This is a genomic window from Nocardia sp. NPDC006982 (genome assembly GCF_042869435.1).
Lineage (GTDB): Bacteria > Actinomycetota > Actinomycetes > Mycobacteriales > Mycobacteriaceae > Nocardia.
On the sequence record NZ_JBIAFV010000007.1, the window covers coordinates 228,773 to 251,093 of the forward strand.

Sequence of the window (22,321 nt, forward strand, 5' to 3'; positions counted from 1 at the left end):
TGCGTGTCACGCGTCGGCTTGGGCACGGGAGAGTTGGATTGTGGTCGCGCACATGATGATTACGGCGACGGTGATCACCGCGTATCCGATGTGGTCGGTGCGGAAGCGTTCGTCGAGGACGGTAATGCCGATGAAGGCGGCGGCCAGGGGTTCGGCGATGGTGACGGCGGGCAGCGATGCGACGAGGGGGCCGGATTGGAAGGCGCGTTGCTGGATATAGAGGCCGATCAAACCGGAGGCCACCAGGGCCCAGGTTTGCCAGCTGCCCAGCACGTGGGTGAGGCCGCCGTCGAAGAGTTCGGTCACGTATTCGGTGAGGGCCGCGGCCAGACCGAACAGGGCGCCGCCCGCGGTACCGAACAGGAGTGCGCGGCGGGTCGGGTCGGAGGTCCCGAGGCCGACGGCGACGGCCACGGCCAGCACACCGAGCAGGGCGGCGAGCGGCGGGATCCAATCACGCAGGGGCGCATTGGTATTGCCCTCGGTCGGATCGCCGATGATCAAGAAGGCGGCGAGGGCTGCCGCGAGTGCGACGGCGGTCGCCCAGGTGCGTGGGGTGATGCGGCGGCGGTTGATACGCGCGGAGAGGGGGAGCGCAAAGACCAACATGCTCACCAGAATCGGCTGGACGAGCAGCACCGCGCCCAGAGTGAGCGCGGCGACCTGCATGGCGTAACCGCCCGCATCCCCGATGATTCCGCCCCACCAGCGCGGATTGCGCAGCAGTGAACGCATGAGCGATTCGTCCTCGGGAACCGCGGCCGCCGCATGCTGCTGCGCGACCGCTGCCACCGCGAAGAGCAATGCCGCGATCAGCGCACAGACGACCGCGCCCACCTGGTGATTCGCCACCTGGTCAGTTTGCCCCGCGATTGCGGCTGCCCGGCACCCCCTGTGCCCGCCCGGCGCGTCGACGGGTGCGCCCGGGCGTGTCGCCGCTGGTCGAGGCGGTGCGACCGGTTCCGGCGCCACGACCGGAAGTGGCTCCTGCGCCATGGCCGGCCGATGCGCCACGCGCGGATGAGCCCGTTCCGTGGGCTGCCTTTGCCGACCCGGCAGCCCGACCCGGCGCGGCCGATGCCGTACTCGCGGTCCGCCCCGGAGCCGTGTTCGCAGACCCGGCGCTCCGTCCGGGGGCAGCCGTCGCCGCTGCTGTGGTCCGACCCGTGGCAGGGGCGGCCGTCGTCCCCCGACCCGACGTTGCGACATTGCGCCGATTCGAAGTCGCGGTGGAGCTCGACGAACCACCCGAGGACTTCTTCGCACCTCCGGCGCGACCACTCGAACCAGCGCTACGCCGCCCGGCACCGGCTGAGCCCGCACCGCCCGAGCGTGTGCCGCGACCACGACCGCCCGAACCCGGACCAGACCGGCGGCTCGACCTATCGACGTTCAACTCACCCTCGTCACCCACCGTGACCGCCGAGTTCGCCGCGACGATCGGTACGCCCGACGGTTGCTTCGCGCCGGTGATCTGGATCAGGCGCCGATCGCCCGGACGGACCTGCACGCCGTCGACATCGACGCCCGCCTTGCGGGTCATCTTCTCGACCTCGGTGCGTTCCTCTTCGGTGACCAGCGTGACGACGACGCCGTCCTCCCCGGCGCGTGCGGTGCGGCCGGCGCGATGCAGGTACGCCTTGGATTCCGCGGGCGGATCCACGTGCACGACAAGGGAAATCCCGTCCACATGGATGCCACGCGCGGCCACATCGGTGGTCACCAGCACCGGTGTCGCACAGTCGGCGAATGCGGCCAGCGTCCGCACGCGGTTGTTCTGTGCTTTCCCGCCGTGCAGCGCGCCTGCTGCGATTCCGGCCGCGCGCAACTGCTTGGCGAGCCGGTCCGCACCGTGTTTGGTGCGCACGAACATGATGGTCAGCCCGTCGCGGGCGGCGATCTGCGCGGTGATCTCGCGCTTATCGGCCTTGCGCAGGTACAGCAGATGATGCGACATCGTCGCGACCGAGGCCGACGGCGGCGCGGTGGAATGCGTGACGGGGGAGCGCAGGTAACGCTTGACCAGTTTGTCGACCTCACCGTCGAGAGTGGCCGAAAACAGCAGGCGCTGACCATCTTTCGGCGTCCGGTCGAGCAGTTTGGTGACCTGTGGCAGGAAACCCATATCGGCCATGTGGTCGGCCTCGTCCAGTGCGGTGATCCGCACATCGGACAGGTCGGCGGAGCGCTGGTTGATCAGGTCTTCCAGCCGTCCGGGCGTGGCGATCAGCAGGTCCACTCCGCGCGCGAGCCGGTCGGCCTGCCGCTTGATCGGTGCGCCGCCGACCACCGAGGCGATTCGCAGCCCGAGCGACAGTGCCACATTGTCCAGCGCCTTTTCGATCTGAGCCGCCAGTTCGCGGGTCGGCACCAGTACAAGGCCGCGCGGACGACCCGGCTTGGCCTGGGCCCCCGCGAGCAGCGCGAGCATCGGCAGCCCGAAGGCCAGGGTCTTGCCGGAGCCGGTTGGGCCGCGTCCGAGCACATCCTTACCCGCCAGCGCATCGGTCGCGGTCGCGGCCTGGATCGGGAACGGCGCCTCGATGCCGTCGCGGCGTAGCGCCTGGACGAGCACGGCGGGTAGGCCCAGCTCCGCGAAGGTGGTGGCAGGGGTGGAGGAGGTCAACGGGGTTGTGTGCCTTTCATGTCTCGGCGCGGGCGGATCCGGGCACGCGTGGTGCCGCCGAGATGGTTGGGCCCGGTCATCGGTATGCGGTAGGACCGGGTGTGTCGGGGAGAACCGGAGGAATCAGTTACGCAGCAGTCGATCCAGTTCGACCAGCCAGGGTACCGCGACGGCCATGGTCGGGACCACCAGGATGGCCGCCGACCCCAGATACGCCGCCGAGGCCACCCGAATATCGCCGATCCGGCCGCCCAGGCGCTGGATGCGGATCAGGGTGGTCGGCCCGCCCGCAGCGAGCGCGCCCTGCGGAGCGGTGGATTTTGCGCATGCCACCAGGGCGCGGGCCAGCGGCTTCGGGCCGGTCACCTTCACCGCCGAGTCGTCGGCGAGCAGTTCGATCAGCAGTTTCACCGAGCCGAGTGCGGCCTTGCTGCGCACCACTCGGGGGAAGGCCTCGTGCACTGCGGTGAATGCCTCGAGCACCAGATCGTGGCGGGCGCGCAGATGCGAGCGCTCATGGCTGACGATGGCGGTGACCTCGGCGTCCTGCAGGCTGGTCAGCGTGCCTTCGCTCAGCACGACCCGCTGGCGCAGGCCGGGCAGACAGTAGGCGATCGGCTCGGTCGAGGCGAGGACCCGGATATCGGCGGCGCGGCGCTGCGGTCCGCTCTGGTCGAGCAGATCGACGAGCATGCGGTGGCGCGCACGGCGCCTGCGGGTGTGGACGCCGACGCGCACGATCGCGTATATCAGCCGCGCGCCGACCAGCAGGGTCAGCGCGAAGACGAAGACATAGGCCAGCCACAGCGGCAGTCCGAGCGCGTCGATTTCCCGGGCCGGGGAGGTGGTCGGGCGACCGTTCGGTCCGGGGACGAGTAGTTGGGCGGCGATGGCCAGGCCCGAGCCGAATGCGCTGAGCACGGCGGCGAGCGCGATGGCCTGCCATAACACGAGCGCGGCGCGCGGAGTCCGATACGGCCAGGTCGCGCGGCTCAGCAGCGCTGGGGCAGGCCCCGCGAGAAGCAAAGCGAGACCGGCGAAGACCGGCGCGGTTGCGTTCATCGACTCAGCTCACTGCGTTGTGGGGCCAGGGTCTCACCTCGTTGTGAGGCCAGGATCCCAAGACTACTGCTTCGGCGGCGCAGTATCTTCGGATGCCTCGAGCTTAGCGAGTGCTTCCCGCAGCGCGTCCGTATCGTCCCTGCCGACCTGTTCGACGAAATGCACGAGCGCCGCCGCGCGGCTGCCCGCCACATCGGCCTGCTGCAATGCGTCGACCATCAAGCTGGCCACCAGTTCATCACGGGTGTGCACCGGGGCGTAGCGGTGGGCGCGGTCATCGCGGCGCTGGACCACCAGGTTCTTCTTCGCAAGCCGTTGCAGCACCGTCATCACCGTGGTGTACGCGAGCTCACGGCGGGCGGCCAAAGCCTCGTGTACCTGCCGTACGGTCTGCGGCTCGTCACTGGACCACAGCTGATCCATGACCGCCTTCTCGAGTTCACCAAGTCCTGCCATTCCACAAGTTTACGGACTCAACGACACAATTGCGTACTACACCCCGTCGTAACTACCTGATAGCTGGTGTGTCATTTGTCATACCCGGGCAAAACGTGCCGGGTTCCGATGGGCACGATCATCGGACGGCCGGAGACCGGATCGTCGAGGACCGAGGCGTCGAGATCGAAGACCTCGCGCAGCAGTGCGACATCGACGATATCGGCGGGCGCGCCCTGGGCGACGATGCGTCCGTCGCGCATGACGATGAGTCGATCGCTGTAGCGAAGGGCCAGGTTGAGGTCGTGCAGCACCATCACCACGGTGCGGCCGAGGTCGTCGTGGAGCCGGTCGATCAGGTCCAGTACCTCGACCGAATGCGCTAGGTCGAGGTAGGTGGTCGGCTCGTCGAGCAGCAGGATATCGGTGCGCTGGGCCAGTGCCATGGAGATCCAGGCGCGCTGGCGTTGCCCGCCGGACAACTCGTCGAGTGAGCGATCGGCCAGGTCGGCGATGCCCGTCGCCGCGAGTGCGGACATGACCTCGGCCTCGTCGGTGGCCGACCACTGCCGGATCCAGGATTGATGCGGATGACGCCCGCGCGCAACGAGATCCGCGACGGTGAGCCCCTCGGGCGCGACCGGCGACTGCGGGAGCATGCCGATGATGCGTGCCACATCCTTGGTCTTCATCGTCGAAATCGCCTTGCCGTCCAACAGAATTCGACCCTGTCGCGGACGCAGCAGGCGCCCGAGCGAGCGCAGCATGGTCGACTTTCCGCAGCCGTTGGGACCGATGACGGTGGTGACGACCCCAGGTGCGATATCGATATCGAGCCCGTCGACGATGACGCGGTCGCCGTAGCCGAGGGTGACTTCCTGTGCGGAGAGCCGCGTATCGCTGGTCATGACAGGGTCGCCTTCCGATTCATACGCACGAGCAGGTAGAGCAGGAACGGTCCGCCGAAGGCGGCGGTCACGACACCGACCGGCAGATCGACCGGAAACAGCGTGCGCGAGGCCACATCCGCGCCGACCACCAGGATGGCACCGATGAGCGCGGAGCCGATGAGTGGTTCGCCGGGAGTTCGCAGCAGTCGGCGTGCGATCTGCGGTGCGGCGAGCGCCACAAAAGTGACCGGGCCGACAGCCGCCGTGGCGACGGACGCGGCCACGACGGCCGCGCCGATCAATAGCGTCTGCTGGGTCTGGATCCGCACGCCGAGCACGCGGGTGGTGTCGGTGCCGAGACGAAGTGCGGCAAGGGTTCGCGCGGAGCCCACCGCGACCACGACGACCATGGCCAGGGCCAGCGCGGCCGGGACGAGTTTCGTGCGGTCCGCGCTGTTGAGCGAGCCATTGAGCCAGAGTTGCGCGCGAGCCGCGTCCTGCAGGCTGGCGCGGGTGAGCAGAAAGCTGATACCGGACAACAACAGCGCGTTCACACCGATGCCGATAAGCACCAGTCGCATCGGCGTGACACCGCGGTCGCCGGTCACACTGCGACCCCAGGAGAGCAGGTAGATCACGATCGCGGTGAGCAGACCACCGCTCAGCGCTGCCAGTGGTGTGCCGACACTCGCGGCGAGTCCGGTTGTCGCGCCGCCGGTTCCGACCAGGACCGCGACCGCGCCGAGGCTCGAGCCGGTGGTGATGCCGAGCATATCCGGTGCGGCGAGCGGGTTGTGCAGGATCGATTGGGTGATCGCACCCGCGATGCCGAGTGCCGCACCGACGACCGCGGCGGTGAGCGCGCGCGGCAGTCGGGACTCCAGCACGATGAAGCGCTGGGATCGAGTGCCGCCCCCGCTGAGCACATCGAGTACTCGCCCGATCGGAATGTGGGTGTCGCCGAAGGCGATATCGAGGCAGAACAGTGTGAGCGCGGTCGCGGCGAGCGCCAGAACTATGAGCGCCATGGTGGGGCGCAACCCAATCGACGCCGGACCGAGGCGCAGGGCAGGGCGGATGTGGCGCAACGCCGGCGGAGTACTGCCGGGCCTGGTCGCGGTGTTATCCGGGGAGATTTCGTCGATGATTCCTTCGCTCATGGATGCTCCCCGGTGGCCCGCGAATTCGTGCGCGGCGATCGCTGTGGCATCTCCCTCACAGGCTCACCAACCTCTTGCGACGAACGAGCAGAATGAAGAACGGTGCACCCAGGGCCGAGATCATCACGCCGACCTGTACTTCGCCCGGCCGCGCCACAATTCGCCCGACCACATCGGCGACGAGCAGCAGCAATGCACCGAGCAGTCCGGAGTACGGGATCAGCCAGCGATAGTCGGGACCGGTGAAAACCCTTGCGACATGCGGCACTATCAATCCGATGAATGCGATCGGGCCGACCGCCGCTGTCGCGGCACCGCACAGCAATACGATCGCCGCCAGGCCGAGCGCACGGCTGCGTCCGATATGTACCCCGAGTCCGCGGGCGACTTCGTCGCCGAGGCTCAGCAGATTCAGGCCCGGCGCAGCCGCGACGGCCAGCAAAACGCCTATCGTCAGGAACGGCAGCACCTGCCAGAACACCTCGGCGTCGCGCCCGTTCACCATGCCGACCACCCAGAATCGGTAGGTGTCCAGCGCAGCATTGTCCATGAGCACAATGGCATTCGTCATCCCCTGCAGGAATGCGGTCACCGCGGCGCCGGCCAGTACCAGACTGAGCGGACTCGCCTTGCCACCGCCGATCGCGGACACACCGAACACCACCAGCCCGGCGATCAGCGCCCCTGCGAAGGCGAACCAGATGTACTGTTCGGGTGCCGTCAGCGCGAACAGGTAAATGCTCAGTGCCGCAAGGAAGGCCGCGCCGGCGTTCAAGCCGAGCAGGCCCGCGTCGGCGAGCGGGTTGCGGGTATAGCCCTGGATCAGCGCACCCGCGATGCCGAGTGCAAGCCCGGTCACCAGCCCGAGTGCGGTGCGCGGCAAGCGAAGTCCGCGCACGATCTCCTCCGCGGTCGACCCGGCGGGACAGGTGAACGGCCCGCCCGGGCAGCTGAGGGCATTGTGCACGGCGTCGTAGACGGTGCCGGGCGACAGTGATCGGGTGCCGATGGCGATGCCGGCCACGGTGGCGATGAGGAGCAGTGCGGTCAACGCGACGAGTCCGAGCCTGCGACGGCGCGCCGTATTCGTTCGTCGCGCCCCCGGCGCGATGGTGCCTGATGCCGTCACGGCGACGAACTACTCCTGACTTGATATCTGGTATCCGATTGCTAGGTCTGGTAAGCCTAACCTATCTTTTCGACCCGACCCATCACGGAGCCGACCCGAGGAGGTTCGATGTCCGAGCCAGTCACGACCTACATGCCTCGCCAGTCCCAGGTGGCATTCGGTAGGGCCTGTGTCCGGTTGCGCTCGTTGCAACCCGAACATCCGCGGGTATATGCGGTGGCCGCCATGTCCGAGCAGGGCAAACGACGTTGGTGGCGGCTGGCCGACGGATTGCGCGAGGGGCGGATCGAATTGATGTATCGGCGGCATGCCGCGGAAATGATCAGCGCCGAAGCCGCCGCCGAGGTGGTGGCGACCGCGCTGATCCACGCGGTGATCGGCCGGGTGGTCGCGCTGCTGGTGGCCGAGGGGCGGGTCTGGGATCCGGGTCTCGAGAATCTGTGGCTCCATACCGACAACGACGGTGGCATCGACTGGGCGGGCTTGGCGGACACCACGATTCGGGTGGTCGACGGTGATCGGCTTGCCGGAGCGGCTGGGGTCGTCACGTTGCCGTGCGAGCGGGCGATGTACGTCTGGCTCGCGCATCGGTGTGAGCCGTCGTTGCGGTTGATCCAGCGGACATTGGCGGGTTGCGCGGGACTCGGTGAGCGTCGGTTCTGGTCGCTGGTCGGTGAATCCATTGTGGGCGCAGCCACCTATGTGCCGGATTTGGCGCGGACGGATTCGCAGATCGGTGCGCGCCGCGGTGAGGGGTTGCTGTCGACGCTGGAAGAGCGCGGTTTGCCCGTGCGACGCGTTGTGGGTTGCCTGGTTCGATAGGGCCCTATCAGGTGAGTGGGTTGCTCGGCTCTCCCGCGGCGTCTCGGTGGGCGCCGAACGAATCGCCATGGTTGCCGGTTGCGTGCCGAGCCGGTCCGCCGGGCCGTGTCGACAATCTGGCGCGCTAGTCGTGCGTGGAATGGGTTATGGCAGAAAGTGTCTGGCTGTCCGCATGCCTTTGGTCGAATGCGCCACGGCGAGCGGAGTCCGATACGGCAGGAGTTGCCTACTTAGGTAAGCCTGACCTATAATAATTTCGGCGTTGGGGTCGGCCGAGTGTTCCGGAGGGCTGCCGTGAACCCCCGATCCATTGCCGCGGCGGGCTCCATGTGCGTGTGGAGCCCGCCGCTCTGTCTCGGCGAGCGAACGCCGGGAAGTAGCCGTCGTGCGAGCGCCCGGACGCCCTGTGTCAAGGTGAATGCATGACACAGCAGGAAGTTGCCCAGATCGAGTCGCTGGCCGACGTGACGCCTGAGCTGATGACCGAGCTCAGCAAGAACACCTTCACCGATCTGATCGGCCTCGAATTCACCGAGGTCACGCCGGATCGGGTGCGCGGCGAGTTGACCGCGGGGCCGCAGCTGCTGCAGTTGGCCGGCATTGTCAACGGCGGCGTGTACTGCACGGTCGTCGAAACCCTGGCCAGCGTCGGCGGTGGGGTCTGGTACAACGCCCAGGGCAATAAGGGCACCGTGGTCGGGGTGAACAACAACACCGACTTCCTGCGCTCGGTCCGCGAGGGCAAGGTCTTCGGCGAAGCGACGCCGCTGCACCGCGGCCGCCTGCAGCAGCTGTGGCAGGTCGTGCTGACCGATGGCGAGGGTCGCACGGTGGCGCGCGGTCAGGTCCGGCTGCAGAACCTGCCCGCACGGGATTGATCGGCGTTCCCGGAACGGGCGTGCCAGAATTACCGTCACCCGATCCACGAGCGCTGAGGAGCCCGGATGCGACTGTCGCCGCACGAGCAGGAACGGCTGCTGCTGAGCTACGCGGCCGAACTGGCCCGGCGCAGGCAGGCGCGCGGGCTCAAGCTGAACCATCCGGAGGCGGTCGCGCTGATCACCGATCATGTGCTCGAGGGTGCGCGCGACGGGCGCACGGTCGCGGAGCTGATGTCTTCGGGACGAACGGTTCTCACGCGTGCCGATGTGATGGACGGGGTGCCGGAGATGATCCACGACGTGCAGGTCGAGGCCACCTTCCCGGACGGCACCAAGCTGGTCACCGTCCACCATCCGATCGGCTAGGGCGACCATGATTCCCGGTGAATACCTCTGCGCCGAAGGCGCTATCGAACTGAACGCGGGAGCGGACCGCATCGAGCTCGATGTCGTGAATACCGGCGACCGACCGGTCCAGGTCGGCAGCCATGTGCATTTCCCGCAGGCCAATGCCGTGCTGCGTTTCGACCGAGAGGCTGCGCACGGACGTCGGCTCGATATTCCCGCCGGTACCGCGGTGCGCTTCGAACCCGGTCTCGGCCAACGGGTCGCGCTGATTCCGCTCGGTGGGGCACGCGAGGTGCACGGCATCAGCCTGAATCCCCCCGGACGTTTGGACGATGCGTCATGAGTGAGCTGAGCCGTGTGCGCTACGCCGAGCTGTTCGGTCCGACCACCGGCGACCGCATTCGCCTGGCGGATACCGATCTGCTGATCGAGATCACCGAAGACCGCAGCGGCGGACCCGGACTCGCGGGCGATGAGGCCGTCTTCGGCGGCGGCAAAGTGCTGCGCGAATCCATGGGCCAGGCCCGCGCGACCCGCGCCGACGGCACCCCCGACACCGTGATCACCGGCGTGGTCATCATCGACCATTGGGGAATCATCAAGGCCGACGTGGGCATTCGCGACGGCCGCATCAGTGCCATCGGCAAGGCGGGTAATCCGGACACCATGAACGGAGTGCATCCGGATCTGGTGGTCGGCCCGAATACCGAGATCATCGCGGGCAACGGCCGCATCCTCACCGCGGGCGCCATCGACTGTCATGTGCACTTCATCTGTCCGCAGCTGATGGACGAGGCACTCGGCGGCGGCATCACCACATTGATCGGCGGCGGCACCGGCCCGGCCGAGGGCAGCAAGGCGACCACCGTGACGCCCGGATCCTGGCATCTGGCCCGGATGTTGGAGGCCACCGATTCCTGGCCGATGAATATCGTGTTGCTGGGCAAGGGCAATACTGTCAGCGCCGAATCCATGTGGGAGCAATTGCGTGGTGGCGCAGCGGGTTTCAAGCTGCACGAGGATTGGGGTTCCACTCCGGCCGCCATCGATGCCTGTCTCACCGTGGCTGATGCGGCGGGTGTGCAAGTGGCGCTGCACTCGGACACCTTGAACGAAGCCGGATTCGTCGAGGACACGCTCGGCGCCATCGCGGGCCGCGGCATCCACGCGTATCACACCGAGGGCGCGGGCGGCGGGCACGCACCCGACATCATCACCGTCGCTGCACATCTCAACGTGCTACCCAGCTCGACCAACCCGACCCGTCCGCATACCGTCAATACCTTGGACGAGCACCTGGACATGCTCATGGTGTGCCATCACCTCAGTGCGTCCATCCCGGAGGATCTCGCCTTCGCGGAGAGCCGAATTCGGCCTTCCACCATCGCCGCGGAGGATCTGCTGCACGATCTCGGCGCGATTTCCATGATCGGCAGCGACTCCCAGGCCATGGGCCGCATCGGCGAGGTCGTCATGCGCACCTGGCAGACCGCGCACGTCATGAAGCGCCGCCGCGGTGCGCTGGCCGGCGACGGCGCCGCCGATAACGCCCGCGTGCGGCGCTACATCGCGAAATACACCATCTGCCCGGCCATTGCCCACGGACTCGACCACGAAATCGGTTCGGTGGAGGTTGGCAAGCTCGCCGACCTCGTGCTGTGGGATCCGGCGTTCTTCGGTGTCCGCCCGCATGCCGTCCTCAAGGGCGGCGCGATCGCCTGGGCCGCCATGGGCGATGCCAACGCCTCCATCCCCACCCCGCAGCCGGTGCTGCCGCGACCCATGTTCGGTGCCGCACCACTGGCCGCCGCCGCGACCTCTTTGCACTTCGTCTCCGAACAAGCCATCGAGGACGGCCTCGCCGACCGCTTGGGTCTGCGCCGAAAACTGGCTCCCGTCAAGAACGTTCGTCGCGTCACCAAGGCGGATATGCCGAACAATGACGCCATGCCACGGATCGAAGTAGATCCGGACACCTTTACCGTGCGCATCGACGGCGAGGTCTGGACCGAGCAGCCCGCCACCGAGTTGCCCATGGCCCAGCGCTACTTCCTGTTCTGATTGCCCGTGCGGGAAAGGGCAGGTTGGCGGGCGACGGCTGACATCGTAAGGTCGGTCCCGGCGTTGGGGCGGACATTCGTGACCCCGGAACACCTACTCCGACTCGTGGGAGAACATTTCGGATTGGCGTCGTTGGCGCCGATATGCAGCGTCACGAGTTGGGTTTTCGGTCCGAGAGCGTCGAATTGCGCTGTGATGCCAGGGCCTTGGGATGCGATGAGGTCCGGAATCTTGGCGGAACTGCAGGTTCGGTCGTCCAATTTCAGGCTGAGGTCGGCGGCGACCAGCTTTGGGGTATTGGCAGTGGAGCGGGCGCATTGCAGCGGTGCCCCGGTATCGAATTTCTGGACGCCGGTGGTCGCGGCACCGGAATCACCCAGGGCGACGTAGGCGGCGCTGCCGTCGGCCGCAGCCGTGGATGCGGGTGCAGCCAGGAGAGCAGAAGTGAGGGTCAGCAGGCTGATCGCGAGTGCGCCTGCGCGCCAACCAGTTCGGCGGGTCTTCATGATCGCTACCTCGTCCGCAATAAAAGTGATACGGCTTGGTCTCAGTTCTTGGGGACACTACTGGGTGAGCGGTGTGGCCCGCAAAGGTTTCCGGGAACACGGGTGTCGGCTCTTGGAGTTTCGGCGGTATCCGGGCATCCGGTGGCAGACTTCATGGCATGACGACGTTCGAGTGGGCCGACGTGGACAGCTACATCGTGGACTCTCTGGTGGGAGGCGAAGATTCGACCGCGACGGCATTGGCGGCGAATGCGGCGGCCGGACTGCCCGCCATCGACGTATCGCCGGCGCAAGGGAAGTTCCTGCATTTGATAGCGCGGTCGATCGGGGCGCGGAGGGTGCTCGAGATCGGCACGCTCGGCGGTTACAGCACGATCTGGTTGGCACGGGCAGTGGGTAAGGACGGCCAGGTCATCACCCTGGAATTCGAGCCGCGGCACGCACGGATGGCGCGGGAGAATCTGGATCGGGCCGAGGTCGGGGACCGGGTCGAAATCCGAGTTGGTGCAGCGCTGGACAGTTTGCCCGTACTGGCGGAGGAGGATCCGGAGCCGTTCGATCTGGTGTTCATCGACGCCGACAAGGTCAACAATTCGAACTACGTGCTCTGGGCGCTGCGCCTGACCCGGCCCGGCTCGGTGATCATCGTCGACAATGTCGTGCGCAATGGCGCTGTCGCCGACGACCATTCGGACGATCCGGCGGTCCAGGCCAGCCGCGAGCTGGTGGAACTGCTCGCCGCCGAACCCAGCCTCGACGCCACCATTGTGCAAACCGTCGGCAGCAAGGGCTGGGACGGTTTCGCCTACGCCGTGGTCAACGGTGAGGCCCTCGACTGAACACGGCAGCTCGGATCTCCGGTGCGCGATTTCGCCGGTGATCCGGGCGTGGGGGCGGCGCCTAGGCGTGATTGGTTGGAACCGAACAGCCGCGGGGTGCGTCATAGACTTCGAGCGACGTGTGATGGCTGGAACGGGAGGGCCTTGGTGGGACGACGGACGACGATGACCGTGGTGGCGGTGGGAATGCTGTTGGTGGTGACCGGCTGCGGATCGACGAAGGGTGGGACGGCCACACCGAGCACCGGAGCTGCTGGTACCTCGGCCGCGGCTGCGGCACTGTGGGATCCGTGCACGCAGATCTCGGATCAGGTGCTGCAAAAGATCGGGTTGGATCCTGCCTCCAAGGAGAAGGACGTGGCGGGAGTTCCCGAGCCAGGTTTCAAAGTATGTGGCTGGCACGATCCGGCAATGCCGCACGTATACAACATCACTGTATTTTCCACGCTTCATACAGTGGAGGATTTCAAACGAAAGTCCGACAATATCGAGTTCACGGACGTCTCGATACAGGGCCGTGGCGGGCTCACCTATCGAAGTGCTAGTTACCAAAAGGACGAAGGCTGCGACCTGATTTTCCCGGCAACGCAAGGAGCAATTCAGGTATCGGCATTTAATCCTGGCCCCGAGGGGCGGCGGACTCCGCCGTGTGATCGGGCAAAAGCAGCGGCCGACGCGCTTGTACCACTATTCCCGCGATAACTGGGGGTTTCCATGTCCATGGAAGAAGAGAAAACACGCTGGCAGTTTCTCTCCGGGGAGGCAAGTGCTGGGCGGCTGTATTTGGACCCGTCGGTAGCAAAGGGGTGCCGTGACGCGTGTAATCGACAGATCGAGCTCTATACGACTCTGTCCAACAATCTCAACAATATGCGCGTCGTGACGGGGCTAGGGCGATTCGACTGCTCCGACGAACTTGCGAAGATGCTCGGCGCAAAGGCGATGGGTGGCGACGGCGACGTTGCTAGTGCACTCAAGGAGCACATCGAGGTAGTAACCCTCATCCGCGACACCATCCAAAAGTCCGTGGACAAGCTCGAGGCGCAGGACGAGTCCTACGCGAAGCTCTTCAAAAACTGAAAAGAACGGGGGAACAGCCGTGGTATTTCCAATTCTTCCGGAAATCGGTGTCGCGCTGTACGAGTGGAGTAAATCCGGCCCGCCGAGTTCGTCGTCTCGGGACGAGAGTGCGGATGCGACGGAGGCGCGGAATCGGATCAAGGAAATCGAGAGTGCCGGGCTCGGTCTGCAATCGCAGCCTTCGAAGGTGCCCGAATCCGCATATGTGAACCCGGACCAGTTGGACGATCTGTACGGTCGGGTTTCGGCGATGTCGGTGACCGATATCAAGGGGCTCGAGCAGCGGTGGAATTCCCTGAAGAACGCACTGGACGACGGTCTGAAGAATTTCCAGCCGGAAATCTTGAAGGCGATGGACGGCAAGTGGAACGGCGCCTCGGCCAAGTCGGCGTCGGACGGTATCAAGGAGTATGTCGACAAGTCGGCCGGTCTGGTCGGGTCTGTGCAGTTGGTCGCCGAGAAGGTGAAGCTCGTCCGTTCCGGGATCGAGCTCACCACCGCCAATGTGCAGGAAGCGCCCGGTCACACCATCACCAGCAACATTGCCAGCTGGATTCCGGGTCCGACGTGGAATATCAATAGCCATCGCGACGAGCAGTACAAGTCGGCCGCCGAGAACACGGTCAAGAACGTCTTCTACCCGTCGGTGCGCGAGGCCGATACCGGTGTCCCGCTGGTGCCCAAGCCGTACAACCCCGTCTACAAATCCGACGACACAACGAAGAAGCCGGGTGACGATACCGGCGGTAGTACACCGGGTAAGAACCAGTCGAAGAGCCCCACCACTGGGACGGACCCGAAGACGAGTAACACCGGTACCGAAAACCCGGGGAGCACCACCCCCTCCACGACGGACGACACGTCGAGCACCAGCCCCAGCGCAACCAACACCTCGACCACGCCGACCACCACCGACACATCAACCGTTCCGACCTCGACGACTCCCACCGGGACCACCCCGAGCCTCAGCTCCGGCACCTCCGGCCTCGGCAGCTCGGGCGCCCCGTCGACGGGCACGCCGTCCCCGGGTAAAACCCTCAACCTCCCGCCGGTCGTCACCACCTCCGGCACCACCGGCACGTCCACTTCCAGTGGCAGCACCGGCCGTTCGGGTATGTCGGGTATGGGTATGCCGGGTTCCCGTGGCGGCGGCAAGGATGACGAAAAAGAGCCGAAGTCGAAGGAATACCTGGTGAATCAGCAGAACGGTGAGGAGCTCACCGGTCTCGATGAGGCGCATCGGGTGAAGGCGGTGCCGCCGGTGATCGGCGAATGACCGTGCGGGACTGGACTTTTACTCCGCTCGGCTTCAAGGTGCTGTGGCGGGCGATGGAACGCGATGTACTGCCGTATCCGCTGCAATACCGCTCCACCGAACGGACCCTGGCCGAATACGACCAGGCGTGGAAGGACGAGGCGGGCGCCCTGCACCGCCAACTCGACGACTGGCTGCGCTCCGCGCTCGGTATTCTCGCGCAGCCCGAGGCGCGCGTCCAGGTCGCCGGATTCCTGGGCAAGACGAAGCTCCGGGTGCATGTCGCGGTTCGGCATCAGCACGCGGTATGGCTGCGCCAGGAGCCCACCGATGATCCGGATCGCGGTGGGGCGGTACATATGTCGATGATGGATGCGGACTATGTTTCGCGCCGGGTGGCGGATCTGTTGCCGCCCGCGCGGCGCGGCAGTGGACCCGGGCTGGAGGTTTCGCGCCACGATCTCGAGGACGGCGCGGATGACGACCGCCCGTACTACGTGGGCTCGCGCTCACCGCGTCAGAAGGCTGCCCAGTTCTTCGAACGGCAGCGTCCCAATGTCGTGCATGTCGCGGTGTATGCGGGTGCGGCCTGGGACAACCGGCCCGCACCCGCACGCGGCTTCCATGTCATGGACTATCCGGATGGCCGCTATCTGGTGCGCAGTGGCGGCACCATCAGCGCCGTCCCCGCGGACGCGCTGGTCATCACGGACAACCTCGACCGAGCGATGCGCGCAACGGTCGAGGGATTCCGCGAGGAGAACGACCCGGGCTACCGCTCCTACGCCTGAAGCACCACCTTGCCGACGGTGCCGCGCGACTCCAGCGCGCGGTGCGCGTCTGCCGCATCGGCAAGCGCGAAACGCTGGACCGCGGGCCGCAGCCGACCGGCTGCGGCCTCGGCCATTGCCTTATCCTCCAGCGGGCGCAGATCGCCGCCGACACGCTGGAGCATGCGGGGACCCACGACCATCTCGGAGGTGATGCCGCGCGTGGCCAACTCCTGCTCCGAAAGCGATAGCGGAGCACTGTCGGCCGCGCCGTAGATCAGATGCTGACCGCCCTTGCCGAGCAGATCGATGGCGGTGCGGCTTATTTCGCCGCCGACGCCGTCGAACAGCACGGTAGCCCTGCGGTCGCCGAGTTGGGCACGCACCTGCTCGGGCCAGTCGGGACGAAGGTAGTCGATCGCGATATCTGCGCCATTGCGTTGCACCAGTTCGACTTTCGCGGGTCCACCGGCCAGCCCGACGACAGTCGAGCCGACATTTTTCGCATACTGAACGAGTAGGGTCCCGATGCCGCCCGCGGCGGCGGTTACCACCACAACACTGTCGGGGCCGAGTTCGGTGAACAACAGAATCCCCATGGTCGTTCGCCCGGTGCCGACGATCGCGACCGCCTCCGCCGGATCGAGCTCGGCCGGAATCTCGTGCAGCCGAGCCGTTTCCGCCACGGCCAACTCGGCATAGCCACCGGGCTCCTGGCCGAGATGCGCGACGACTCGTTTGCCGAGCCAGGATGCATCGACGTCGGGTCCGATCTGGTCCACGGTCCCGGCGACTTCGCGCCCCGGGATCGTCGGCAGCGTGGGCGGCGGATAGGGACCGGCCGCACCACGACGCAAGGCCGTATCAATGAAATGCACGCCCGCCGCCGCGACCCGGATAAGCACTTGACCCGATCCGGGCACCGGATCGGGAACCGTTTCGTAGCGCAGATTTTCGGCTGGTCCGAAGGTGTGAAGGCGGATGGCGTGCACGATGGCTCCTAGTCGTCGGCGAACCAGCCCACCCTGCAACCTGAAGTGCCGTTCAGGTCAAGCGGTGGCGGACCTCGAGCACCGTGCCTCGAATCCGTCGCAGAGCGCGGACAATCCGATATACAGCAGATCCTCCGAGGTCAGGTCGCTGACGCCACTGCCGTTCAGATCGGCGAGCGCGGGTGGGATCGGCAGTTGTGATGTTCCTTCCAGCAACGCCCGCAGTCCGTTCGAGCCCTCCGGATTCATGCCCTTGCGGGCGACCAGCGCACCGCTGATATGTGGCAGCGTGGCCCCGGAGATGTAGTTCCACACCGCGAAGGCCATCGTGGACGCCTCGCGGGTCGAGACATCGAGCTCGCGCAGCCCCTCGACCAGCCAGGCGAAACAGGCCAGACCCTGCGGGCCGAAGCTGTAGCGGGGCATCGCGAAGGTGAGCAGCACCCACGGATGCTTCTGGTAGAGCGCCCAATCGATTTCGGCGGCAATGCGGACCCGGTCGCGCCAGGTCCAGTTCTTGCCCTCCGGCGACGGATACGGGTTGCGGGCCGAGATCTCGTCGGTCATCAGCGCGAGCAGTTCGTCCTTGTTCGCGACGTGCCGGTACAGCGACATGGCTCCGACACCCAGTTGCTCGGCGATATGTCGCATGGACAATCCGTCGAGCCCAGCCTCGTCGGCAAGGGCGATCGCGGTGTCGACAATGGCCGCCTGGGTGAGCTTCGGCTCGGTCATCCCATGACTCGCTTCCAGTTTTGGGACCGCATGCGTACACTGTACCCGGATCGATGCGTACGCCGTACGCGGCACGGGAGAGGAAATCGACATGACACAGGTGGAGGTCGCGCAGGCGCCGCCGACCGGTTCGCGGCGTGCTCGGCTCGGTCTCGCGGTACTGCTGCTGCCGGTGCTGCTGGTGTCAATGGACATTTCGGTGCTATTCCTGGCCATGCCGACGCTCACCCTCGATCTCGACCCCTCGGCCGCGCAGCAGCTATGGATTCTCGATATCTACGGCTTCCTCATCGCGGGCCTGCTGATCACCATGGGCAATCTCGGCGACCGGATCGGGCGGCGCAATATTCTGCTGGTCGGTGCGTCGATCTTCGGTATCGCCTCGATCATGGCGGCCTTCGCGCCAAGCGCCGCGGTGTTGATCATCGCGCGGGCGCTGATGGGGATGGGCGGCGCAACGCTGCTGCCGTCGAGTCTGGCGCTGATCTCCAGTCTGTTCCCGAACGCCCGTGAGCGTGCCGCCGCAATCGGCGTGTGGACCGCATTCTTCGCGGGCGGATCGGCAGTCGGCCCGATCCTCGGTGGCCTCCTGCTGCACCACTTCTGGTGGGGGTCGGTATTCCTCATCAATATTCCGGTACTGCTGATCCTGCTCGCCTTCGGTCCGTTCGTGCTGCCGGAACATCGCGCCGGGGTGGTCGGTCCGCTGGATATTCCGAGCGTGCTGCTGTCGATCGGCGGCATTCTGCCGGTGGTGTACGCGGTGAAGCAGATCGCCGCGGAAGGGTTCGATGTCGAACCGCTCGTGATCGGACTCATCGGTGCGGTGCTGCTCGCGATCTTCGTGCGGCGCCAGCGGCAACTGGCCGAACCGCTGCTGGATCTGCGACTGTTCCGGCGCGCGCAGTTCTCGGTAGCCATCGGCTCCAGCCTGGTCGGCATGATGTCGCTGGCCGCGATGAGCTACCTGACCAGTGTCTACCTACAATCGGTGACCGGACGGGACCCGCTCGCGGCCGCGCTGCTCGGGATTCCGATGGCGATCGCGGTATTCGTGTGCTCGATGGGTGGTGCGCGGGTCGGACACCAGCTCGGGGTGCGTCCCACCTTCGTGCTGGCGCTGCTGGCCTCGGCCATCGGCAATCTGATGCTGATCGGTGTCGGTGTGGCCGGCGGAATCGCCTGGTACCTTGCGGGATCCACGATTGCGGGCATCGGTTACGGCCTGGCGTTCACCCTGGTGTCGGACGTGGCGGTGTCCTCGGTGCCGGCGGAGCGGGCCGGATCCGCCGTCGGGATCTCCGAGACCAGTTTCGAATTGGGCAACGCGCTCGGCCTCGCACTGCTGGGTTCGGTTGCGGCACTGGTCTTCCGGTCCGGTGGCGACTATGCGGACACACTCGGTGAGACCATCCAGCATGCGGGCGGCAATTCCGCGCTGATCGATTCCGCACGCGAATCCTTTGTCTCCGGAATGCATGTCGCGACCTCGGTCGGTGCGCTGCTGTTGGTGGTGATGGCGGCGGTCGCCGCATTCTCGCCCCGGCGCTGACCGGCGCGCCTCCCCGGATTCGGCCGCGATTCGCGATATAATCAGTTGTCATGATTTCGCATGACATCACCTCGATCGAGGGTTTCATCCGCAGCTACGACGAAATCGTCGCGGCATCGGATTTCGCCGCACTGCCAAGCCTTTTCGAGCCGGTGATCCTGGTGACCACCCCGACATCGAGTCGCTGTGTGAGCCGGGAGGAGTTCGTGGCCGCCGCCCGAGCGCGGGCCGACCAGTTCGGTGCGGGGTCGACGCCGCGCACTCGTCTGGTCGAGCAAACCACCTTCGAACTGGGCGGACACTGCTGGCTGACCTCGGCCCGGTGGGCGCTGTCGCTCGGCGAACGGTCCCTCGACGTCTACAGCGACTTCCTGGTGCGCCGTGCCGAAGACGGGCTGCGGATCGCGGCCTACCTGCCCCGACAGGATCTGCCCGAGCTCCTGCGCACCTCGGCAAATGATCGCGAACAGGGCAGGTCGGCGCATACAGTCGAGAGGTGAACGACACTCCCGAATCGAGCAATGGCCGCCCGCTCGCCGAGCGAGTGGCGTCCTGGCTGCTGTACCCGACCTCCCGGCCGCGCGAAAAATCCCTGCGCGCGGAGGTCGCGGGCCGGACCGTGCTGGTAACCGGCGCGTCGCACGGTATCGGTAAGGCGAGCGCGCGCAAACTGGCCGCGGCCGGTGGGATCGTGCTGTTGGTTGCGCGCTCTGTCGACGCTCTGGAGCAGGTGGCAGCCGAGATCACCGCCGAGGGCGGTACCGCGCACGTGTATCCGACGGATATGACCGATATGGACGCGGTCGAAAAACTCGGGCACGACCTACTCGCCCAGCACGGTCATATCGATGTGCTGATCAATAACGCGGGCAAGTCGATTCGCCGTTCGATCGACGAATCCTACGACCGCTTCCACGATTTCACGCGCACCATCGATGTGAACTATCTCGGTCCGGTCCGGCTGCTGCTCACCTTGCTGCCGAGTATGCGTGAACGCAAACAGGGCCATATCGTCAATATCTCCACCTGGGGCGTGCTCATGCCGCCCGCCCCGCGGTGGGCCGCCTACGGTGCTTCCAAATCCGCCTTCGATATCTGGTTGCGCAGTGCCGCAGCGGAAATCGCCGCCGACAAGGTGACGACGACCGCTATCTACATGCCGCTCGTGCACACCAGGATGAGCGCGCCGACCGACTTCAGCCGCGTTCCCGGGCTTACCGTCGACGAAGCCTCAGATCTGGTCTGTCACGCCGTGGCCGCCAAGCCACGCAAGATCGCGCCTTGGTGGTCGCCGGGGGTCCAGGCGTGGTCCGATCTGACCCGAGGACGGGCGCAGCGTTTCATGGAACACGCGTTCCTCGCTGATCGTTATACGCCACGTGTCCGGCGCGGCCGCGGGCCGATCTGATCGAGCAGGACATTGACCTCGTCTGGGAAACCATTGGTCACAGCCTTCGGCGTCTTGGTCGGGAATCGGCGCGTGACGTGCTCCTCCGCTGCCGATCCCGGCAGGACGTAGACGGGTTCGGCCTTGTTCTGCAGCGGACGCACGACATCGTCGAGGTGGGTTTTGCGATCGTCGAGGTAGGCGCCGATCACATCCTCGCCGGCCGGGCAGACGGCCATGCAGTATCCGGCCTTGTAGTTGGGTTTGAACGACAGGCTCTGCCACATCGAGAACGATTCGCCGGTGGTGACGCGCTCGCGGTACTCGGCGGCGCTGTCGCTGTCGGCGACGGTTTCGGCCCAATCGGTGAAGCCGCCCATGAACTCTCGGTAGTTGTGGGTATAGCAGGCCTGGAAATCGAAGCCGCCGTCATTGGTGATCGCGCCGACCGGACAAGCCGATACGCACAGCTTGCACTCCAGACACGGATTGAAATCCAATGCGGCGCTCGGCTCGTCGATCACCGCATCGGTGACCACCGTGCCAAGCAGGATGAAATTGCCGAACTTCGGGTGAATCACGTTGCGGTGGATACCCATGACGCCCAATCCGGCCGCTTCGGCCACCACCTTGTGCGCGATCACCCAGATCCGACCCGGGAACTTGTCGACCTCCATCGGATATCCGGGCGCGGGGTAGACGGCGCGGTACCCGGCGTCCTGCAGGGCCCTGGTAATGCGGCGCGACACCTCGTTGGTCTCGTCGTCGGCGTGGTTGAATTCGGTATTGGCCAGGCTGCGCATGGTGCTGCGCAGGTTGTCCCGGTTCATCCGGACACAGAAGGTCACGAATGTGCGTGCGGAGGGCAGGATTTCGCGCGCATGCTCGAGTTCGACCGCCACCCTCGGGTCGTCGACCGGTACGAAGCCCACATCGTCGGCTCCGGCCGCGAGGCAGAGTTCGCGCAGCCGCGCCGCATTCAGCACCGGATCCGGTGTCGTGCGCGCCATTTCGGTCATCCGCTTGACGGTTGGATGCTCCGCCAATCGTCGCTGCCCAGTTGGTTCCTTATCCGACATCGGCCCTCCTCGTAACCGCGAGACCGATACGGCCTCAGGAAGATAGACCGCGCCGATCCCCGAAACTCATCGCACTCCGGGCGTGTCGGACGGTATGTGGTTGGCGGTATTGCGGTTCGGGCGCAACTTGTCGGTCGTCCACGCGACGGCCGCGCCGACGCCCGCGCCGAGCAGCCAACCGGCCAGGACATCGGTTGGCCAGTGCGCACCGAGATACACCATGCCCCCGCCCACGAACACGACCGCCACAACGAGCGTGGTGCCCGCCGCGCGGCGCATACGGGGCGAGTGCCACTGTACCGCCAGGAATATGCCCATCGCCAGTGCCGACGTAGCCGCAGCATGAGTGGAAGGCATTGCCCAGCTGTGGATTTCGGGCCACACGGTCAGATCTCCAGCCGGCCGCGGCCGCCTGACCACCTGCTTCAACCAATGCGCGATGAAATCGCCCAGTAACAGACTCCCCGCCGCGATACCGCCGACCCGCCAGCTCCGCGTCGCGACCACGGCCAATACCCCGGCCAGCGCGACGATCTCGAGTACCTCGATGCGCATTCCGGCATTGCCGATGCCCTGAATCACCTGCGTCACCGCGTCGGTGCGCCGGACCGAGACGACGCGCATGATGCTCTCATCGAACCCCATCGCGCCCATGTTTCCAGACCCCCAGCGGTGGCAGGAGACATCCCGAGCCCGCTCCGGTCCGAAGATC

24 protein-coding genes and 1 pseudogene are annotated in these 22,321 nt (G+C 66.1%); 13 read left to right on the top strand and 12 right to left on the bottom strand.

The features are described 5' to 3' along the window. Positions 1 to 6: 6 nt before the first annotated feature. The 7 genes and pseudogenes from ACFYOW_RS28070 to ACFYOW_RS28100 all read right to left on the bottom strand — a co-directional run bounded on the left by ACFYOW_RS28070 (position 7) and on the right by ACFYOW_RS28100 (position 7,302). On the bottom strand, positions 7 to 852 hold the full coding sequence (locus ACFYOW_RS28070) for a DMT family transporter (protein WP_387292812.1): 846 nt from the start codon (positions 850 to 852) through the stop codon (positions 7 to 9). A gap of 430 nt (positions 853 to 1,282) precedes the next feature. Next, positions 1,283 to 2,626, bottom strand: a pseudogene (locus tag ACFYOW_RS28075) (DEAD/DEAH box helicase); the annotation flags it as partial. A gap of 123 nt (positions 2,627 to 2,749) precedes the next feature. Continuing rightward, positions 2,750 to 3,688: a M56 family metallopeptidase gene (locus tag ACFYOW_RS28080; protein WP_387292814.1), complete on the bottom strand. Its 939-nt coding sequence runs from the start codon at positions 3,686 to 3,688 to the stop codon at positions 2,750 to 2,752. Positions 3,689 to 3,751: 63 nt separating this feature from the next. Beyond that, complete coding sequence (locus tag ACFYOW_RS28085) at positions 3,752 to 4,144, bottom strand: BlaI/MecI/CopY family transcriptional regulator (RefSeq protein WP_040689937.1); 393 nt, start codon at positions 4,142 to 4,144, stop codon at positions 3,752 to 3,754. 71 nt (positions 4,145 to 4,215) lie between these two features. Next, complete coding sequence (locus ACFYOW_RS28090; protein ID WP_387292816.1) at positions 4,216 to 5,031, bottom strand: ABC transporter ATP-binding protein; 816 nt, start codon at positions 5,029 to 5,031, stop codon at positions 4,216 to 4,218. Then, a complete protein-coding gene (locus tag ACFYOW_RS28095; protein WP_387292818.1) occupies positions 5,028 to 6,173 on the bottom strand; it encodes a FecCD family ABC transporter permease in 1,146 nt (381 codons plus the stop codon). Before ACFYOW_RS28095 ends, ACFYOW_RS28090 begins: the two co-directional genes overlap by 4 nt. 55 nt (positions 6,174 to 6,228) lie before the next feature. Beyond that, complete coding sequence (locus ACFYOW_RS28100; RefSeq protein ID WP_387292820.1) at positions 6,229 to 7,302, bottom strand: FecCD family ABC transporter permease; 1,074 nt, start codon at positions 7,300 to 7,302, stop codon at positions 6,229 to 6,231. A gap of 108 nt (positions 7,303 to 7,410) precedes the next feature. On the opposite strand from ACFYOW_RS28100, the gene ACFYOW_RS28105 reads away from it, so the two are divergent. The 5 genes from ACFYOW_RS28105 (at position 7,411) to ACFYOW_RS28125 (ending at position 11,414) form a co-directional block, all read left to right on the top strand. After that, positions 7,411 to 8,124 (top strand): hypothetical protein, encoded by a 714-nt coding sequence (locus ACFYOW_RS28105; RefSeq protein WP_387292822.1) that lies wholly within the window; start codon positions 7,411 to 7,413, stop codon positions 8,122 to 8,124. A gap of 479 nt (positions 8,125 to 8,603) precedes the next feature. Then, positions 8,604 to 9,002, top strand: coding sequence for a PaaI family thioesterase (locus ACFYOW_RS28110; protein WP_051181982.1), 399 nt, complete (start codon positions 8,604 to 8,606; stop codon positions 9,000 to 9,002). Positions 9,003 to 9,068: 66 nt separating this feature from the next. After that, positions 9,069 to 9,371, top strand: coding sequence for an urease subunit gamma (locus ACFYOW_RS28115; protein ID WP_387292824.1), 303 nt, complete (start codon positions 9,069 to 9,071; stop codon positions 9,369 to 9,371). Positions 9,372 to 9,378: 7 nt separating this feature from the next. Next, positions 9,379 to 9,696 (top strand): urease subunit beta, encoded by a 318-nt coding sequence (locus ACFYOW_RS28120; RefSeq protein ID WP_387292826.1) that lies wholly within the window; start codon positions 9,379 to 9,381, stop codon positions 9,694 to 9,696. Beyond that, positions 9,693 to 11,414 (top strand): urease subunit alpha, encoded by a 1,722-nt coding sequence (locus tag ACFYOW_RS28125; RefSeq protein ID WP_387292828.1) that lies wholly within the window; start codon positions 9,693 to 9,695, stop codon positions 11,412 to 11,414. The genes ACFYOW_RS28120 and ACFYOW_RS28125 overlap by 4 nt, the downstream gene beginning before the upstream one ends. Here the strand turns inward: ACFYOW_RS28125 and ACFYOW_RS28130 are convergent. Beyond that, complete coding sequence (locus ACFYOW_RS28130) at positions 11,399 to 11,920, bottom strand: hypothetical protein (protein ID WP_387292830.1); 522 nt, start codon at positions 11,918 to 11,920, stop codon at positions 11,399 to 11,401. The genes ACFYOW_RS28125 and ACFYOW_RS28130 overlap by 16 nt on opposite strands. Positions 11,921 to 12,078: 158 nt before the next feature. Here ACFYOW_RS28130 and ACFYOW_RS28135 point away from each other — a divergent pair, with 158 nt between their 5' ends. The 5 genes from ACFYOW_RS28135 to ACFYOW_RS28155 all read left to right on the top strand — a co-directional run bounded on the left by ACFYOW_RS28135 (position 12,079) and on the right by ACFYOW_RS28155 (position 15,885). After that, on the top strand, positions 12,079 to 12,759 hold the full coding sequence (locus tag ACFYOW_RS28135; RefSeq protein WP_387292832.1) for an O-methyltransferase: 681 nt from the start codon (positions 12,079 to 12,081) through the stop codon (positions 12,757 to 12,759). Positions 12,760 to 12,924: 165 nt separating this feature from the next. Beyond that, positions 12,925 to 13,461, top strand: coding sequence for a DUF3558 domain-containing protein (locus ACFYOW_RS28140; protein ID WP_387292834.1), 537 nt, complete (start codon positions 12,925 to 12,927; stop codon positions 13,459 to 13,461). Positions 13,462 to 13,473: 12 nt separating this feature from the next. After that, positions 13,474 to 13,839 carry a hypothetical protein gene (locus tag ACFYOW_RS28145; RefSeq protein WP_387292836.1) on the top strand — a complete coding sequence of 122 codons (366 nt, stop codon included), beginning with the start codon at positions 13,474 to 13,476 and terminating at the stop codon, positions 13,837 to 13,839. A gap of 19 nt (positions 13,840 to 13,858) precedes the next feature. After that, entirely contained in the window at positions 13,859 to 15,115 is a 1,257-nt protein-coding gene (locus tag ACFYOW_RS28150; RefSeq protein ID WP_387292838.1) for a hypothetical protein, read from the top strand. Beyond that, entirely contained in the window at positions 15,112 to 15,885 is a 774-nt protein-coding gene (locus ACFYOW_RS28155) for an ESX secretion-associated protein EspG (RefSeq protein WP_387292840.1), read from the top strand. Before ACFYOW_RS28150 ends, ACFYOW_RS28155 begins: the two co-directional genes overlap by 4 nt. On the opposite strand, the gene ACFYOW_RS28160 is transcribed toward ACFYOW_RS28155, so the two are convergent. Both ACFYOW_RS28160 and ACFYOW_RS28165 read right to left on the bottom strand, forming a co-directional pair. After that, positions 15,876 to 16,856 (bottom strand): zinc-binding dehydrogenase, encoded by a 981-nt coding sequence (locus ACFYOW_RS28160; protein ID WP_387292842.1) that lies wholly within the window; start codon positions 16,854 to 16,856, stop codon positions 15,876 to 15,878. The genes ACFYOW_RS28155 and ACFYOW_RS28160 overlap by 10 nt on opposite strands. Positions 16,857 to 16,913: 57 nt before the next feature. Further along, on the bottom strand, positions 16,914 to 17,591 hold the full coding sequence (locus ACFYOW_RS28165; protein ID WP_387292844.1) for a TetR/AcrR family transcriptional regulator: 678 nt from the start codon (positions 17,589 to 17,591) through the stop codon (positions 16,914 to 16,916). Positions 17,592 to 17,682: 91 nt separating this feature from the next. Between ACFYOW_RS28165 and ACFYOW_RS28170 the strand changes: the two genes are divergently transcribed. From ACFYOW_RS28170 to ACFYOW_RS28180, 3 genes are read left to right on the top strand one after another with little or no spacing between them, the layout of a single operon-like run. Then, entirely contained in the window at positions 17,683 to 19,143 is a 1,461-nt protein-coding gene (locus ACFYOW_RS28170) for an MFS transporter (protein ID WP_387292846.1), read from the top strand. A 50-nt stretch (positions 19,144 to 19,193) separates the two neighbouring features. Continuing rightward, a complete protein-coding gene (locus tag ACFYOW_RS28175) occupies positions 19,194 to 19,643 on the top strand; it encodes a hypothetical protein (protein ID WP_387292848.1) in 450 nt (149 codons plus the stop codon). Further along, positions 19,640 to 20,551, top strand: a complete 912-nt coding sequence (locus ACFYOW_RS28180) for an SDR family NAD(P)-dependent oxidoreductase (protein WP_387292850.1) — start codon at positions 19,640 to 19,642, stop codon at positions 20,549 to 20,551. Before ACFYOW_RS28175 ends, ACFYOW_RS28180 begins: the two co-directional genes overlap by 4 nt. Here the strand turns inward: ACFYOW_RS28180 and ACFYOW_RS28185 are convergent. Then, the gene (locus ACFYOW_RS28185) at positions 20,512 to 21,609 is read right to left on the bottom strand and encodes an epoxyqueuosine reductase (RefSeq protein WP_387292852.1); all 1,098 of its coding nucleotides are present in this window, start codon (positions 21,607 to 21,609) and stop codon (positions 20,512 to 20,514) included. The two genes, ACFYOW_RS28180 and ACFYOW_RS28185, sit on opposite strands and share 40 nt — an antisense overlap. A gap of 66 nt (positions 21,610 to 21,675) precedes the next feature. After that, a complete protein-coding gene (locus tag ACFYOW_RS28190) occupies positions 21,676 to 22,254 on the bottom strand; it encodes a phosphatase PAP2 family protein (protein ID WP_387292854.1) in 579 nt (192 codons plus the stop codon). Positions 22,255 to 22,321: the final 67 nt, after the last annotated feature.

What these genes read in the sequence shown, in the direction of transcription:
- ACFYOW_RS28110 (WP_051181982.1), top strand. Translation starts at nt 8,604, where the DNA reads ATGACCGAGCTCAGCAAGAACACCTTCACCGATCTGATCGGCCTCGAA.
- ACFYOW_RS28185 (WP_387292852.1), bottom strand. Translation starts at nt 21,609, where the DNA reads ATGTCGGATAAGGAACCAACTGGGCAGCGACGATTGGCGGAGCATCCA.
- ACFYOW_RS28135 (WP_387292832.1), top strand. Translation starts at nt 12,079, where the DNA reads ATGACGACGTTCGAGTGGGCCGACGTGGACAGCTACATCGTGGACTCT.
- ACFYOW_RS28165 (WP_387292844.1), bottom strand. Translation starts at nt 17,591, where the DNA reads ATGACCGAGCCGAAGCTCACCCAGGCGGCCATTGTCGACACCGCGATC.
- ACFYOW_RS28080 (WP_387292814.1), bottom strand. Translation starts at nt 3,688, where the DNA reads ATGAACGCAACCGCGCCGGTCTTCGCCGGTCTCGCTTTGCTTCTCGCG.
- ACFYOW_RS28175 (WP_387292848.1), top strand. Translation starts at nt 19,194, where the DNA reads ATGATTTCGCATGACATCACCTCGATCGAGGGTTTCATCCGCAGCTAC.
- ACFYOW_RS28085 (WP_040689937.1), bottom strand. Translation starts at nt 4,144, where the DNA reads ATGGCAGGACTTGGTGAACTCGAGAAGGCGGTCATGGATCAGCTGTGG.
- ACFYOW_RS28120 (WP_387292826.1), top strand. Translation starts at nt 9,379, where the DNA reads ATGATTCCCGGTGAATACCTCTGCGCCGAAGGCGCTATCGAACTGAAC.
- ACFYOW_RS28115 (WP_387292824.1), top strand. Translation starts at nt 9,069, where the DNA reads ATGCGACTGTCGCCGCACGAGCAGGAACGGCTGCTGCTGAGCTACGCG.
- ACFYOW_RS28170 (WP_387292846.1), top strand. Translation starts at nt 17,683, where the DNA reads ATGACACAGGTGGAGGTCGCGCAGGCGCCGCCGACCGGTTCGCGGCGT.
- ACFYOW_RS28145 (WP_387292836.1), top strand. Translation starts at nt 13,474, where the DNA reads ATGTCCATGGAAGAAGAGAAAACACGCTGGCAGTTTCTCTCCGGGGAG.
- ACFYOW_RS28090 (WP_387292816.1), bottom strand. Translation starts at nt 5,031, where the DNA reads ATGACCAGCGATACGCGGCTCTCCGCACAGGAAGTCACCCTCGGCTAC.
- ACFYOW_RS28140 (WP_387292834.1), top strand. Translation starts at nt 12,925, where the DNA reads ATGACCGTGGTGGCGGTGGGAATGCTGTTGGTGGTGACCGGCTGCGGA.
- ACFYOW_RS28155 (WP_387292840.1), top strand. Translation starts at nt 15,112, where the DNA reads ATGACCGTGCGGGACTGGACTTTTACTCCGCTCGGCTTCAAGGTGCTG.
- ACFYOW_RS28190 (WP_387292854.1), bottom strand. Translation starts at nt 22,254, where the DNA reads ATGGGGTTCGATGAGAGCATCATGCGCGTCGTCTCGGTCCGGCGCACC.
- ACFYOW_RS28105 (WP_387292822.1), top strand. Translation starts at nt 7,411, where the DNA reads ATGTCCGAGCCAGTCACGACCTACATGCCTCGCCAGTCCCAGGTGGCA.
- ACFYOW_RS28125 (WP_387292828.1), top strand. Translation starts at nt 9,693, where the DNA reads ATGAGTGAGCTGAGCCGTGTGCGCTACGCCGAGCTGTTCGGTCCGACC.
- ACFYOW_RS28130 (WP_387292830.1), bottom strand. Translation starts at nt 11,920, where the DNA reads ATGAAGACCCGCCGAACTGGTTGGCGCGCAGGCGCACTCGCGATCAGC.
- ACFYOW_RS28095 (WP_387292818.1), bottom strand. Translation starts at nt 6,173, where the DNA reads ATGAGCGAAGGAATCATCGACGAAATCTCCCCGGATAACACCGCGACC.